This is a genomic window from Sporosarcina sp. SAFN-015 (assembly GCF_051966875.1).
GTDB lineage: Bacteria > Bacillota > Bacilli > Bacillales_A > Planococcaceae > Sporosarcina.
Genome location: NZ_JBQCKP010000012.1, coordinates 28,651 through 42,827 on the forward strand (window position 1 = coordinate 28,651; position 14,177 = coordinate 42,827).

Sequence of the window (14,177 nt, forward strand, 5' to 3'; positions counted from 1 at the left end):
AAAAGCAAGCAAGTTCAACGTCTCCGTAAAGGAGCATTCGTCTTTTGTTTATTATCAATTATTTTGCGGACGATCGGATAAACGACCGGAGCCCATTTAATAGCTGTCTTAATAAGTCTTCCTATTTTCATGTCACTCGCCCCTTACTAACCATTTTCTATATTTTGCCCTCTCTACAGAGAATGTAAACCAAAATCTGCTTCTCCTATGACAGTCTCACTATGATACTCAACTTCTTGATTGTCATATTCCGAACTTTTGAAAAAGTATATGTTTGAATTTGAAAGATTTTGGACAGTACTGGGGGAAATTGTTATTGAGAGAGGAGCAATACTACTTGATTAAGATGAAAATGATTGTGCTAACCGCAATCATGACACTCTCATTCAGTGTCGTGACCGAAGCGGCTATATCTAGCGGGACGGAGCATGAAAAGGAGATAGGGCTTCCTTCCGAAGAAATTAGACCGAACCTTAGTGATATTCCGTTTATCGACATTTTGGAAAATACAATATCGTTGTTTTATCCGCCACTGGACTTGTTGAAGGAAGAAACTGTGACCTACAAGGTTGAAGAAGGAGATACGTTGTATCGCATTGCCTTGAATCATGGAATGACTTTGCAAGAATTGAAAAGTTTGAACGACTTGGAAGAGGATCTGATCTACCCGGGTGACGTATTGACGGTTAGTGAAGAAGATGGGGAAAATAATCTCGGAAATGCAGGGACGTTCAAAGTGGCTGCAGTCATATCGGAAAAGGCACCAGAAATTACTACTGAAACAAGTTTGGCACCGAAAGAACCGGCATTCAACGTCTCCGTTTCGAGTCCTCCAGAAAGTACGGGAGCAGAAATGACGGTGACTGCAACAGCTTATACAGCTTATTGTACAGGTTGCTCTGGAACGACAGCGTATGGTATTGATCTCCGTTCCAATCCAAATCAGAAAGTTATTGCAGTGGACCCATCAATAATCCCGCTTGGAACGAAAGTTTGGGTGGAAGGGTATGGGGAAGCAATTGCAGGAGATGTCGGCAGCGCAATAAAAGGACATAAAATTGACGTATTTATCCCTACCTATGAAAGCGCAATGGAGTGGGGCGTTAAAAAGGTGAAACTTAAAATCATAAAATGAATTCATACGTATTGGGGATTTTTCACTATAATTTCCCAATACGTATTTATTTTTTATGTTACAATAAAAAACAACAGGTTGTCGGTGGGAGGGTTAATAGTGAAAACTATGAATTGTGAGCTGTATGAATTCTTATTGGAACAAATAGACGCCATCACAGAGGAATGGCTGTTGGATCGTGAAGATAAGGAAGGTTCGATTTACTCGAAAGATGCCAGTGGCGGTTCGGTTCAAATGTTAAGAGAGCAAAACAGGCTAACAAACTTGACCGTTGCAAGCAGCCTCTTATTAGAAGTAGAGATGTTTGAAGAAAACAAGAAAAATTGGGCGTTAGTTGTCGCTGAGAGTAGGGTGAATAGCCGAACGCCAATCTATGAAGTTTTGGAAGCCCTTAGTAAGGCGCGTCAAGCGTTTTGGAAGTTTGTTGAGAGATTTGTCGAGAAGGAAGGGGAGAGGATTCTCCGTTCAGACATTATGAATTGGGGAATTGCCATCCATAAGGCGTTTGATGAAATGATGGTGGAGTTTTCAAATAGATACGATGAGCTTATGAACAAACGGTTAGTTGCTCAACAGAGCCTTATTGAAGAATTGAATGCACCTATTATTAAACTTGATTCATCAATTGGGATTTTACCGATCATCGGAGATATTGATACGACGCGGGTCCAATCCATTGTGGACTATGTACCGAATCGGTGTGTTGAGATTGACGTGACTCATCTATTCATCGATTTGTCGGGAGTTTCTATGATCGATACGATGGTAGCGAATCATATTTATCAGTTAATGGCGGTGCTCGATCTATTAGGTATTAAGGCGACGATGACAGGAATCCACCCTGTCATCGCTCAAACTTCGGTCCAGTTGGGCTTGGATTTTTCAAAAATCCAAACATATAGTTCATTGCAATTGGCCTTAAAAAAGAATTTCAGAAGTTTGGCCATCAATTAAATCGATAAAAAAAGAGCGATAAAGGGATGAAACCTTTGCCGTTCTTTTTTATTACTATATGTTGATACCGAATAAGTCTGAAAGAATTGCATCTTTTTCATTCTTGGAAAGAGGTGTTGTCTTGGAGGCACCATTTTCCGTAACGGTAAATTCATAGTCCTTTACTGTCATTCTGCCCTCAGCTGTTGCTTTTGTGACAATGTCGACATGCGTGAATGTCGATTCTCGGGAGACTTGATTGAAAACGCAGCCTTCATGGAAGTCAACAAGTTGTTTCATATTTGTAGAAAAGCGATAGAGCGGACGAGAATCGCCATTCCGGTTTCGTATCAGATCAAATAGCCCCTTGCCAACTTGCTCGACCGAGTAAGTTCCACTTACGTCAGTTTGCGGACTGCCGTTCAATGGAATTGGTAAGATTGTCGAGTCTCCAAATCCAACATCGACTAAGTACGGTTCATCCATCTGCACGAGGATGGCGGCATGTGTTTCGGGCTTGGCCCACCGTCCATTTGGACGATATACAGTGGCAGCAATTAGGGAAGCATCGTATCCAAGCTGTTCTAATAACCAATGGAACAGCCCGTTTAATTCATAACAATACCCGCCGCGATTCCGAAGAACGATTTTATCGTAAATCGAATGTAAATTTAAGTAAATCGGAACTCGGCGAATGACGTCGAGGTTTTCAAACGGTATTTTGGTCATATGTAAACGTTGTAGTTCCGACAATTGATGCAAGGAAGGTTTACTGTCGCTTGATGCGTGAAAACGATTGAGGTATTTTTCAATATCCATTCTATCGGCCTCCTAACGAATTAGTTATAGTATAGCATTCATCGTGATGCTCTAATGAAAATACGGCCACTGCAAGACAAATGTCTGTCTTTGCAATGGCCGTTTATTTTAGATACATCATCTTATGCCGTTAAATCTTTCTCCACTTTTCCGCCTTTAATGACGACTTGGATGTTGTCATTGTCTGCAAGAGAATGAATATCTTTTAATGGATCGCATTTTACGATAATAATATCCGCGAGTTTCCCTGTTTCAATCGTTCCGACACGATCCCCCCAGCCTAAACATTCGGCGGCTGTTTTCGTAGATGCGACAATCGCATCCATCGGACTCATTCCGGCATCGGCCATCAACCCTAGTTCACGCAAGTTCGTGCCGTGCTTCATAACACCAGCGTCAGTTCCCATAGCGATTTTTACGCCAGCCTTATACGCTTTTTGGAAACTTTCAATATGGTGTTGAATAACTTCCCTCGACTTCTGAACAGCTGTTTCAGGCATACCTGTTTCTGCGGCTGTTTCTAAAACCGCAACCGGAGCTAGAAGGGTAGGTACGAGGTAGGTTCCGTTTTCGAGCATTAATTCGATAGCTTCATCGTCAATGAAGATGCCATGTTCAATCGAATGGACTCCTGCACGGACGGCGTTTTTAATCCCTTCTGCCCCTTGTGCATGGGCCATGACTTTAACGCCTTTCCGGAAACGTCCTTCCTCGACGATAACCTTCAACTCTTCTAACGAGAATTGTGTGAATTCCGGATGATCAGTTGCGCTCAAGACGCCGCCTGTCGCATGCACTTTAATGACTTCTGCGCCTGCCCGAAGCATTTCACGCGTCTTTTTCCGGACTTCCTCTACGCCATCGCAAAGCCCGTTCGGCATTCCTGGGTACGGAGAAGGCAATAAATCGAGTACATTACCTGAAACTGTGTAACCATCTCCATGTCCACCGGTAATCGTCAATGCATTAATGCTGAGCTGCAAGCGTGGCCCCGGAATAAGTCCTTCTTCAACAGCCTTTTTCACACCTAGATCGGTACCGAGGGCGTCCCTGACCGAAGTGACTCCCGCCTCCAAAGTTGCCTTCAAATATTGTGCAGCTCGGTAATACATGAACGAAAAGGGAGTTGCCAATCGTTCATGGACAGGCGAAAATTCGAACATCATATGGACGTGCGTATCGATGAAGCCGGGAAGGATTGATCCGCCAGCCGCATCTATGACTTGTTCGTCACCAGTTTCTGCATATCGGTCCTCATCACCGACATACTCAATTCGATCTCCGTCAATAACAATAATTTGTCCTTGTTTTGGCGCTTCTCCGTTTCCATCAATAAGTGATCCGTTTCGAATGATTGTTTTAGTCATTGTAAATCCCTCCGAATTATAATGTTTGTACTAAAATGCCAGCGATAACGACAGAAGCCACGGTCACGGTCGTAAACCCACCGATAAGCATTGGAGCTAATAATTCATCGAAGATCGCTTTTTCTTCCTCTTGGTTTCTTGCAATGCTCCGGCTCACTTCCTCGCAAAGTATATAATCTGCAGGAAAACCAAACAAAGCCGTTAATGCGACGGGCATCCCTTTATACGGATGCCATTTCAGCAGCTTGGACATGATGAACCCGCCTAGTGCTATGCCGAAAGTACCAATGACAAGGATAAGGACGACACTTGGTAAATTGTTGAGTACTTGTGTTGGCGTGACGCCAGCCATTGTCCCAATGACGACAAAGATAATGCCGATCATCGTAATCGTAAATGAATTTGCTTTATCTAATGTTTTTGGCTCGAAAACCCCAATCTTCAGACCGATGACGCCAATTGCAAGACACCAAAGCGTATAATGGACCGGTGTTACTGAACCAAGAGCAACCCCAATGGATGCACCGACAAAAACATAGAACAGTTTTAATGTGGTACTGGATTTTAATGGGCTTTGTTTTTTACTTTTTTCCTCTTCCTTCAAAATATCTGTTTCTGACACCATTGGTATGAAAGTTCCGTTATCCATATCTTTCTGTAATTTCACTGCGTATCTTCTCATGAAATTCATCGCAAGCGGCATTCCCATAACACCTTGGAAAGCTACTACCAACGCTGGAATTATGACAAGGCTTGTAAGGCCGAGTTCGGTCAATTTTTCTGATGTGATGATAAGGGCGATGATTCCACCGCTAATCGGACCAACTCCTGCAACGGCAGTCGGGTAATCAAAAATCAAAGGAATGATCGTCAATATGAGTACTCCTGAAACGATGATGCCTCCAAGGGCGATAAGAACTGCTTTGAATTGACTTTTCAATAATGAAAAGGGAATCATTGTCCCCATATGCAAAATTGCCGGGCCAATTAAAATGGCGCCTAACGCGGGAAATTGTGACTTCTCTAAAATGTCCTTCGGGAAGATGCCTGTCCAATTTAGGATAAGGAATCCTACCATCGCTGTTAGAAGCATCGGGATTCTGGCTCTTGAAACGATAGATAGCCATTCGCCCAATGCAATAAGAGCGAAAATTAATGTGGTGGCGATTACAGGATTACTTAACATGATGGCTCCTCCTAGATGCAATTCAATTATTCTTCCGACTAGATAGTGAACTTCTAGTCTTAAGTGATATCCAATATATCAGTCGAAAAATAGTTTGTAAATAGTATTTTGACGATTATTACTATTACTTCAAATTGGAAGCGCATACATTTAATTAGTTGTTGTTTAGTTGTTGTTGCGAAAAAAATGCAATACTTTTAGCTCATTGTGCATATTAAGGTATTCAAGACTATAGATATATGATAATATAATAGAAAGATAATTCGGATATTAACTAAATCCAGCGAGCTGGATTGGGTTTGCCTTCGGCGGATGTCAAGGATTTTTAAGTGAGTTTATAGAGCTAGCTCGATTAAAATCCTGACACAATTACGCCGAGGCGTAATTGGTAGTATCCGATGAGAGAATGCGGGGAATTCTAATGAGAAAACATAGTCTGTTTTGCGTAGCAATCGTCGGTGCATGTCTATTCCTTCTTTTCGGTTTCAATGATCAGACAAAGAGGGTCCATACACCTAATATGATTAGTATCGCACACCGTGGAGCTTCCAGTTTTGCACCTGAAAATACCCGTTCCGCATTCCATAAAGCAGTCGAGCTCCGTGCAGATTTTCTAGAATGTGATGTCCACCTTTCAAAGGATGGCGAACTCGTCATTATGCACGATGCGAAAATCGACCGTACAACTGATGGAAGCGGTTACATTAAAGACTATACTTTGGCGGAGCTGAAAGAGTTGGACGCCGGTGGAAGATTCAGCAAAGAGTTTCAAGGCGAGTCAATCATAACGCTCAACGAATTATTAGAAGAATTCTATGACAAAGCCGGTTTGCTAATTGAACTGAAAAACCCACAAACTTATCCAGGAATTGAAGAAAAGGTTGTGACGCTGCTGAGCGATTATGTCGACAGCAGCTCGATCATCGTCCAATCATTCGATGCAGAGTCCATGAGGAAGATACATACTTTATTGCCCGATATTGAAGTAGCAGTCCTTATAAAACCTTCCGAATCAATACTTACTACAAAGAAGTTAGACGAATTGACATCCTTTGCATCTTATATCAATTTCAATGTGTCCTTCTTAAATAAGAGGATGGTGGATAGTGTCCACGAACGTGGTAGTAAGGTCCTTGTCTGGTCAAAAAAAGATAAACGGTTAGTTTCGAAAGCACAGAAGTTTGGCGTAGACGGTATTATATCAGACTTTTCCAGTTGGCCGACAGATGAGCCAATCTATTTGGTGCAAGAATAAAAGTATGAGCAAAAGCCGGAAAAACTTCGGCTTTTTTATTTTTAGGGAGAATTATCTTCAATAACCAATCATCCACCAATTTTGTCGGATAATCTGGGAGATATATAGTATGATAGACGGAATGGAGGCGAACTGAAATGAAAAATGAACAGTTAAATAGAGAAATTTGTCCATCAATACTATTGAAAGGAACTGTGAAAGTTGATCATACGCATTTTATATGAAGACAATCATTTGCTCGTAGTAGAGAAGCCTGTCAATTTGCCCGTGCAGGCTGATGATAGCGGAGATGAGGATTTATTAACCTTATTGAAAGCAGACTTGAAAAAGCGCCATCAAAAACCGGGGAATGTCTATTTGGGTTTAGTGCATCGGCTGGACCGTCCAGTAGGAGGCGTTCTCGTATTCGCAAAAACATCCAAGGCAGCATCCCGGCTTTCCGACGTGCTGCGAAAAAGGGAAATGGAACGGACATACTTAGCTGTTGTAAGAGGCGGATTGGAAAATAGCGGCCTATTGGAGCATCATCTTTGGAAGGATGCGAAGAATAACAAGGTCCATGCAGTTAAGCCCTCTCACCCAGGAGGGAAGAAGGCGGTCCTTCATTATGAAACAATTGAAAGACAGGACGGTATGAGCTTGCTCGCCATCCGGCTTCATACAGGCAGATCCCATCAGATTCGCGTTCAAATGGCAACGTCTGGCGCTCCACTCTACGGAGATCAAAAGTACGGTCAACATGTGAACCGGCCGGGACAGCAAATTGCGTTATGGGCGCATACGCTATCATTTCCGCATCCGACGACGAAGGAAATCCTCACGTTTGAATCGGCACCGCCAACAGAGCAACCTTGGAATATTTGGAAGTATGTTGACTCTGGAGCTCTGACAATGTGAGTTATTTCGAATAGGCCATACTGCTTGATTGACATAGAAATTCATGAACCCTACACTAAGATAGAGAAAAGCATGTTGGAGGAAACTATGACAAACCATCCGTTTATCCCGATCATTGTAGGGACAGATATTAATGCATACAATATGGCGATTTCATTTCACGAGGCATATGGCATCCATCCGGTCCTAGTCGGGAAAGAGCCTTTATCATTTACGAGCTTAAGTACAATCCCTGGCGCCATCGAGCTGAATCCGAAATTAGGGGAGAAGGAAGAGTTCGTCCGCTTCTTAAAAAAAGTTGCGGATAAGTACAGGTCGAAAGGGAAGAGACTGCTCCTTATCGGGACGAATGACTTGTATGTGCGCCTGATCATCGAATGCCGACAAGCTCTCAAGTCCGATTATGTATTCAACTATATCGATGAAGAGTTGATGAATAATTTACTTGTAAAGAAGAATTTCTACCGGCTTTGCGAAGAGCATGGAATTGATGCGCCTGCAACTTATTTCTATTCATGTGAAACAGACGACCGTTTCGTCGAAGAAGTGATGTTCCCGGTCATCATCAAACCGAGCAACGGTGTGCAATATTACAAGCATCCATTTGAAGGCATGCAAAAAGTGTATAAAGTCAACTCATATGAAGAAATTCAGAAAGTCATTGACACGATTAAGAATAGTGGTTATCGCGACGACTTGATCATCCAAGATTTCATTCCTGGCGATGATACATATATGTGGGATTCCGTCTTCTACGTCAATAGTAAAGGGAATTCCGAGCTGATCACCTTTGGACAAGTTGTATTGCAGGAGCATACTGTTACTGCGATCGGCAATTATACAGCGGTCATTACCCGTTATAATGAAGAAATGATGTTGAAATTGAAAGGGTTTCTAGAAGCGCTCAACTATGTCGGTTATGCAAACTTTGATTTGAAATATGATCATCGCGACAAAAAGTTCAAAGTGTTTGAAGTGAATATCCGACAGGGACGTTCAAGTTATTACATCACGTCATGCGGACATAACCTGGCAAAGAACTTTGTTGATGACCTCATCTACGGTGTTGAAAAACCATTGACATTATTAGATGAAAAATTCCTTTTCACAGTCGTTCCGAAAGCCGTTTTACGGAAGTTTGTCGACAATGCCAAAATCCGAAAAGAGGTCGACCAGCTGTTACGGGCAGGCAAATACGCCAACCCGCTGTTCTACAAAAGAGATAAAAGCTTTAAACGTAAACTTTATCTTTTCATGAGACAAGTCAATTACTACCGCAAATATAAAAATAATAAATGGTCATGATTACTCCCCGAGTGCTTAGCACCTCGGGGATTTTTTGGTTATTTCTTCATGGTTTACAGTTTTCATGGAAGAGGAATAGATGTTAGGCAACTATCTAGGAGGAACAAACACCATGAGAAAGAAAGAAAATCCCGAACTAGAAACCAAAAGGGATAAAATAATCGAAAATCTTGTTAATGATGGCGTCTTTAAAATTAACGGAAAACAATTATATGAACTATCTTTATATGAATTGATGAAACAGTATACAATGAGGATAGAGTGATGACTACGGGGGGATTTGCATGAACAGGAAATTAGATGATTTACAGCATGAATGGTTAGAAGAAGCGACTATTCGGCAAATGCAGGAAAAAATGTCTTCCGGTCAACTCACGGCCGAAGAACTGACCGTCATGTACATGAAGACAATTTCAGAGAAAAATAGGAATATCAATGCAGTCCTCGAACTGAATCCACAAGCTGTCCATATCGCTCGTGCACTTGACGAGGAACGTCATCGTGGAATTGTGCGGTCATTGTTGCATGGCATTCCGGTTCTGTTAAAAGACAATATGGATACGGGAGACGGGATGCATACAAGCTGCGGCTCGATAGCGATGAAAAACCATTATGCTGGGGAAGATGCATTTTTAGTGAAAAAGCTGAGGGAAGCTGGCGCAGTCATTTTAGGCAAGACGAATATGACGGAATGGGCGAATTTCATGTCGGACCGCATGCGGAATGGATGGAGCTCCCGTGGTGGACAAGTGAACAATCCTTATGGGCTTTTTGATGTGGGAGGGTCGAGTTCCGGATCCGCAGCAGCTGTTGCAGCCAATATGTCGGCAGTCTCCATTGGAACTGAAACGAGCGGATCAATCATCAACCCTGCAGTTCAAAACGCTCTTGTAGGCATTAAGCCAACTGTTGGGGCGATCAGCAGAAGCGGCATCATCCCGCTTTCATTCACCCAAGACACACCAGGGCCATTCGCTCGAACTGTAGAAGACGCGGCTATTACATTCGGCTTGATGGTCGGCTACGATGAAACTGATCCAGTCACTAGGAAAGCAGAGCGTTTCAATGGAATAGATTGGCTCTCCATATGTGACGCAACTTCGCTTGCAGGCAAAAGAATTGGCATTGCCAGATCCATTTTTGTAAGGGAGATTTCGACGGAGAGGAAAGAAAAGTTCGAGGAAGCGCTCCAACATTTTGAATCATTAGGTGCAGAAATTATCGACCATATCGATTTAGGGACGATGGAAGACGATTTAGGCTATGACGTCCTCCTGTATGAATTCAAAGCGGCATTGAATGAGTATCTTGGAAAAACGCCAGCGACGAACCCAATCCGTACGTTATCCGATATCATTCAATTCAATAAGGAACATGCAGAAGAAACGCTGGAATTCGGTCAAGTGATGTTGGAAAAAGTAGATCGGACGAGCGGAACGTTGACCGAGCCGGAATATATTGAGGCATTTTTGAGAAACCGCCATCTGGCTGGAGAATTAGCTCTAGATCGGGCTTTTGACGAACATAAGATTGATATGCTTGTGTTCCCGCAGGATCATGGCTGCAGTTTTAGCGCCGCAGCTGGGTACCCGGCCATTACGGTTCCATCATCCTTCACGAAGGAAGGCGAGCCTTTTTGCATTACAATATGCGGCAAAGCGTATTCCGAGCCGGAATTAATCGGCTATGCCTATGCATATGAACAGGCGACAAAAGCAAGAAGAAAGCCTTGAACACTTGAAAGAAATGCAAATCCGGTTCATTATAAGATAAGGAACAGTGAAAGCGGGGATGAGAATGTCCTTCTTGGAAAAAATGGACGATAGTATTAAAAAGAAATGGAAATTTGAAAGAGAAACACCGATTCAATCGCAAATGATACCGGAATTATTAAACGGCCGGGACGTAGTGGCGGAATCACCAACCGGGACAGGGAAGACGCTTGCATATGTTTTGCCGATTCTTCAGCAAGTGGACGGGAAGAAAATGCAGACACAGGCGTTGATTATAGCTCCTTCCCAGGAATTGTCGATGCAAATCGTCAATGTCATCCGTGAATGGGTGGAAGGCACGGATATTACAGTCACCCAGTTGATCGGCGGCGCGAATATGCAGCGGCAAGTTGAACGATTGAAAAAGAAGCCGACGATTGTTGTCGGAACTCCGGGACGCCTCGTGGAACTTGTTAAAGCGAAGCGTTTAAAAATGCATGATATTCGGTATATCATTTTGGACGAAGGTGATCAGTTGTTATCACGGGATTACCGCGTCATTGTGAAAGATTTAATCGAAGCGGCACATCCTGAACGTCAAGTCGCTGTCGTATCAGCAACAATTACGAATGAAATTGAACTTGTCGCTAAGAACCTATTGGATGAGCCTGTCCGGTTGCATGTCTCTGTCGATGATATGCCGTTGTCGGGCAAAGTAGTCCATTCATTCATCAAGACGGATGCACGAGATAAGACAGACCTTCTTCGAGGACTGTCGCATCTGCCAGCCATAAGGGCGCTCGCTTTTATGAATAATGTCGATCAGCTTCGAATGAAGGAAATGAAGTTGCAATATAATGAGGCACCTGTTGCGGTTCTATATTCCTCAATGACAAAGTTCGAAAGGCAGGAGACACTGGAAAGCTTCCGAAAGGGCGATATCCGAATATTGATTGCGACGGATTTGGCTGCAAGAGGACTGGATATACAAGGACTGACCCACGTCATCCATGTCGACGTCCCCCATACGACCGAGCAGTATTTGCATCGCTCCGGTCGGACAGGACGTGCCGGGGAGGATGGCGAAGTGCTTACATTGCTATCGTATCCTGAAGAACGGACGTACAAGAAGCTGACGAAAGGGTTCAAGCCTGTCCAAAAAGTCTGGTATAAAGGAAAGCTGACCGAAGGGAATTCGAAGACAGTAGGCGGTCAGAAAGACGTTAAGAAGAAAAGATAAAAGGAGGCTATCCAGAAAGTCAGTTTTAACGACTTTCTGGATAGCCCTTTTAATTAGTGCAAGTGATCATAAATCGTGGTGAGTGATCATAAATCCTGGCGAGCGCTCATAAATCCCGGTGAGTGATCATAAAACCTCTCCCTACAAAAAGAGACTGTCAGAAAGTCGATTCATCGACTTTCCGGACAGTCTCCTTTGTTCTTATAGCTGTGTAAGTATGATCGGTTCATCTTTTGTGACGATGATTGTATGTTCAATTTGAGCGACGAGGGATTTATCAGGCGTTACGAATGTCCATCCGTCTCCGAGCTCAATAATATGCTCAGCTTTCTCGGAAATGAATGGCTCAACCGCTAAAACCATACCTTCCTGCATCAACGTTTTATCCCAAGCATCATAATAGTTAAGTATATGTTGCGGCTCTTCGTGCAGCGATGTTCCAATCCCGTGCCCGGTCAAGTTCTTTATAACTTTCAGGCCGTTATCCTTAGCTTCCCGCTCGACTGCCTTCCCGATCTGGTTCAACCTTGAGCCTGCTTTCACTTTTGTCATTGCGCGGTCAAAAGCGAGTTTCGCTACGTCGCAAAGCTGTTGCTTCTTCTCATCATTCGTGCCGACGACGAATGAAATGCCTGTATCTGCAAAGTACCCGCCATATGATGCGGAAACATCGATGTTGACGAGATCGCCATCTTGAATGACGCGTGATCCAGGGATGCCGTGGGCTACTTCGTGATTGACACTGATACATGTATACCCAGGGAATTCATATTGGTCAATCGGCGCGGAGACAGCTCCGCGCTCAGCAAGAAGTCGTCCTCCGATTTCATCAATCTCTTTCGTCGTAATGCCTGGCACTGTGGCAGCTTTCATCGCTTCCCGCACTTCTGCGACGATGCGGCCGATTTTTTTCAGTGCCTCGATCTCTTCGTTGTTTTTTACAATCATGATTTACAGGTCCCTTCCTCGAAACGTACTTTTCCAGCTAATTATAACATAATTATTCGATTCTCAAGAAACGTATGCGTTTATTTCAACACTTTTACACCTTGATAAACGTTCCAAATGACGACAATCAAAAATAGCAGACCATAGATGAGCATGAACAGGAAAGGGGCAAGTCCCCAAAAATCAAATTGCCCTGTTAACATTGTATGCATTCTTGATTCATACGAAACCATTGAAAACGTAAAGAGAATAAAGCCAGCTATGAGAAGCACTACGGGTATAAGATGTGATATGAGTGAACGCTTCGCATGTCCCTTCACGTCATGATCGTCCGTGACGAAATAGACAATCGCGGGCAATAATAGCGGTGAAAAAAAGATGCTGAAATAACAGAGAGCCGATAGTAGTTTATTATTGGTCATAGGCTTACCTCCCGCAATTCTAATAAGTAGTTTACAATATCATCTTGCTTATAACTACTGTAACATATACAATGGAGACGACAATTGAATTACACGACCACAAGGGGTGCCTGTATTGGCTGAGATTGGACGTTTTGTCCTGACCCTTCGAACCTGTAAGTTCATGCTTGCGTAGGGATGTGGATGGAAACTGACATATATCGATGTCTCGGTTCTATCCGGGATGTCGTTTTTTGTTGTATAGGAAAAGTGGCTCTATGTTACTATTCGTTACCTTGATTGGCTTTCTGTAAACTAATTTATACTGCCCTCAGGTCGAAGCAGAAAACCGCGTTTTCTTCATTCCGTATCCCTCCGACAAAAAAAGAGGAGGAGTTTCAATTGGATCGTAAAAGACTTCAGTTATTGTTGGAGGTTGCTATTTTAGGAGCTTTATCATTTGTCTTGGATAATTTAACGTTATTCAAAATGCCACAAGGCGGTTCCATTACCTTATCGATGTTGCCGATTATCTTGATGGCATACCGTTGGGGGCTTGCTGGAGGATTGTTGACTGGGTTTATTACAGGTCTTCTTCAAGCGGTAATAGGAGGTTATATCATCCATCCAGTGCAAGGTGCTTTGGACTATTTTTTTGCCTACACACTAGTTGGATTGGCGGCGTCTACACATGGTTGGTTGATTAAAAGTAAATTGGCTGGGCGCAAAGGTTCAATGGCTGCGGCAATTGCTGTGGGGACGGTTCTAGGGGGCCTTTTTAGATTTTTAGCCCACTTCATTGCCGGAATGGTATTTTTCGCTGATGCCGCCGGTGATAAGCCCGCTTGGTTATTTTCTTTAGGATATAATGCAACCTATATGATTCCATCCATCATCTTGTGCGCAATCGTAGCGGTCATTTTATTTACATCCGCACCTAGACTTATTCAAAGGACATAAAAAAGGAGTAGGCGTATGA

At 43.1% G+C, this 14,177-nt stretch carries 14 protein-coding genes and 1 riboswitch; of the genes, 9 read left to right on the forward strand and 5 right to left on the reverse strand.

The window, feature by feature from the left end; translation table 11 throughout:
• Positions 1–340: 340 nt before the first annotated feature.
• Both ACTHPA_RS17040 and ACTHPA_RS17045 read left to right on the forward strand, forming a co-directional pair.
• Positions 341–1,135 (forward strand): 3D domain-containing protein, encoded by a 795-nt coding sequence (locus tag ACTHPA_RS17040; protein WP_440502027.1) that lies wholly within the window; start codon positions 341–343, stop codon positions 1,133–1,135.
• 108 nt (positions 1,136–1,243) lie between these two features.
• On the forward strand, positions 1,244–2,089 hold the full coding sequence (locus tag ACTHPA_RS17045) for an STAS domain-containing protein (protein WP_440502029.1): 846 nt from the start codon (positions 1,244–1,246) through the stop codon (positions 2,087–2,089).
• A gap of 54 nt (positions 2,090–2,143) precedes the next feature.
• Here the strand turns inward: ACTHPA_RS17045 and ACTHPA_RS17050 are convergent, their stop codons facing one another.
• From ACTHPA_RS17050 to ACTHPA_RS17060, 3 genes are all read right to left on the reverse strand, one after another.
• Entirely contained in the window at positions 2,144–2,887 is a 744-nt protein-coding gene (locus ACTHPA_RS17050) for an arylamine N-acetyltransferase family protein (protein WP_440501949.1), read from the reverse strand.
• A gap of 122 nt (positions 2,888–3,009) precedes the next feature.
• A complete protein-coding gene (locus ACTHPA_RS17055; protein WP_440501951.1) occupies positions 3,010–4,254 on the reverse strand; it encodes an amidohydrolase family protein in 1,245 nt (414 codons plus the stop codon).
• Positions 4,255–4,270: 16 nt separating this feature from the next.
• Entirely contained in the window at positions 4,271–5,440 is a 1,170-nt protein-coding gene (locus ACTHPA_RS17060) for a hypothetical protein (protein ID WP_440501952.1), read from the reverse strand.
• A 421-nt stretch (positions 5,441–5,861) separates the two neighbouring features.
• On the opposite strand from ACTHPA_RS17060, the gene ACTHPA_RS17065 reads away from it, so the two are divergent.
• The 6 genes from ACTHPA_RS17065 (at position 5,862) to ACTHPA_RS17090 (ending at position 11,849) form a co-directional block, all read left to right on the forward strand.
• Positions 5,862–6,695 (forward strand): glycerophosphodiester phosphodiesterase, encoded by an 834-nt coding sequence (locus ACTHPA_RS17065; RefSeq protein WP_440501954.1) that lies wholly within the window; start codon positions 5,862–5,864, stop codon positions 6,693–6,695.
• A gap of 201 nt (positions 6,696–6,896) precedes the next feature.
• Positions 6,897–7,592: an RluA family pseudouridine synthase gene (locus ACTHPA_RS17070; RefSeq protein ID WP_440501956.1), complete on the forward strand. Its 696-nt coding sequence runs from the start codon at positions 6,897–6,899 to the stop codon at positions 7,590–7,592.
• 87 nt (positions 7,593–7,679) lie between these two features.
• The gene (locus tag ACTHPA_RS17075) at positions 7,680–8,897 is read left to right on the forward strand and encodes a carboxylate--amine ligase (protein WP_440501958.1); all 1,218 of its coding nucleotides are present in this window, start codon (positions 7,680–7,682) and stop codon (positions 8,895–8,897) included.
• Positions 8,898–9,009: 112 nt separating this feature from the next.
• A complete protein-coding gene (locus ACTHPA_RS17080) occupies positions 9,010–9,162 on the forward strand; it encodes a Fur-regulated basic protein FbpA (protein ID WP_440501960.1) in 153 nt (50 codons plus the stop codon).
• A 19-nt stretch (positions 9,163–9,181) separates the two neighbouring features.
• A complete protein-coding gene (locus ACTHPA_RS17085; RefSeq protein WP_440501962.1) occupies positions 9,182–10,630 on the forward strand; it encodes an amidase family protein in 1,449 nt (482 codons plus the stop codon).
• Between the two features lie 64 nt (positions 10,631–10,694).
• Entirely contained in the window at positions 10,695–11,849 is a 1,155-nt protein-coding gene (locus tag ACTHPA_RS17090; RefSeq protein ID WP_440501963.1) for a DEAD/DEAH box helicase, read from the forward strand.
• A gap of 201 nt (positions 11,850–12,050) precedes the next feature.
• On the opposite strand, the gene map is transcribed toward ACTHPA_RS17090, so the two are convergent.
• Together map and ACTHPA_RS17100 are read right to left on the reverse strand one after the other, a co-directional pair.
• Positions 12,051–12,797, reverse strand: a complete 747-nt coding sequence (gene map, locus ACTHPA_RS17095) for a type I methionyl aminopeptidase (protein WP_440501965.1) — start codon at positions 12,795–12,797, stop codon at positions 12,051–12,053.
• A gap of 80 nt (positions 12,798–12,877) precedes the next feature.
• A complete protein-coding gene (locus tag ACTHPA_RS17100; RefSeq protein WP_440501967.1) occupies positions 12,878–13,219 on the reverse strand; it encodes a DUF4870 domain-containing protein in 342 nt (113 codons plus the stop codon).
• Between the two features lie 92 nt (positions 13,220–13,311).
• A riboswitch (TPP riboswitch) is annotated at positions 13,312–13,414 on the forward strand.
• A 186-nt stretch (positions 13,415–13,600) separates the two neighbouring features.
• Between ACTHPA_RS17100 and thiT the strand changes: the two genes are divergently transcribed.
• Entirely contained in the window at positions 13,601–14,158 is a 558-nt protein-coding gene (thiT, locus tag ACTHPA_RS17105) for an energy-coupled thiamine transporter ThiT (protein WP_440501969.1), read from the forward strand.
• Positions 14,159–14,177 lie beyond the last annotated feature (19 nt).

Coding starts and splice junctions, on each gene's coding strand:
- ACTHPA_RS17045 (WP_440502029.1), top strand. CDS start 1,244: ATGAATTGTGAGCTGTATGAATTCTTATTGGAACAAATAGACGCCATC.
- ACTHPA_RS17050 (WP_440501949.1), bottom strand. CDS start 2,887: ATGGATATTGAAAAATACCTCAATCGTTTTCACGCATCAAGCGACAGT.
- ACTHPA_RS17055 (WP_440501951.1), bottom strand. CDS start 4,254: ATGACTAAAACAATCATTCGAAACGGATCACTTATTGATGGAAACGGA.
- ACTHPA_RS17060 (WP_440501952.1), bottom strand. CDS start 5,440: ATGTTAAGTAATCCTGTAATCGCCACCACATTAATTTTCGCTCTTATT.
- ACTHPA_RS17065 (WP_440501954.1), top strand. CDS start 5,862: ATGAGAAAACATAGTCTGTTTTGCGTAGCAATCGTCGGTGCATGTCTA.
- ACTHPA_RS17075 (WP_440501958.1), top strand. CDS start 7,680: ATGACAAACCATCCGTTTATCCCGATCATTGTAGGGACAGATATTAAT.
- ACTHPA_RS17080 (WP_440501960.1), top strand. CDS start 9,010: ATGAGAAAGAAAGAAAATCCCGAACTAGAAACCAAAAGGGATAAAATA.
- ACTHPA_RS17085 (WP_440501962.1), top strand. CDS start 9,182: ATGAACAGGAAATTAGATGATTTACAGCATGAATGGTTAGAAGAAGCG.
- ACTHPA_RS17090 (WP_440501963.1), top strand. CDS start 10,695: ATGTCCTTCTTGGAAAAAATGGACGATAGTATTAAAAAGAAATGGAAA.
- map (WP_440501965.1), bottom strand. CDS start 12,797: ATGATTGTAAAAAACAACGAAGAGATCGAGGCACTGAAAAAAATCGGC.
- ACTHPA_RS17100 (WP_440501967.1), bottom strand. CDS start 13,219: ATGACCAATAATAAACTACTATCGGCTCTCTGTTATTTCAGCATCTTT.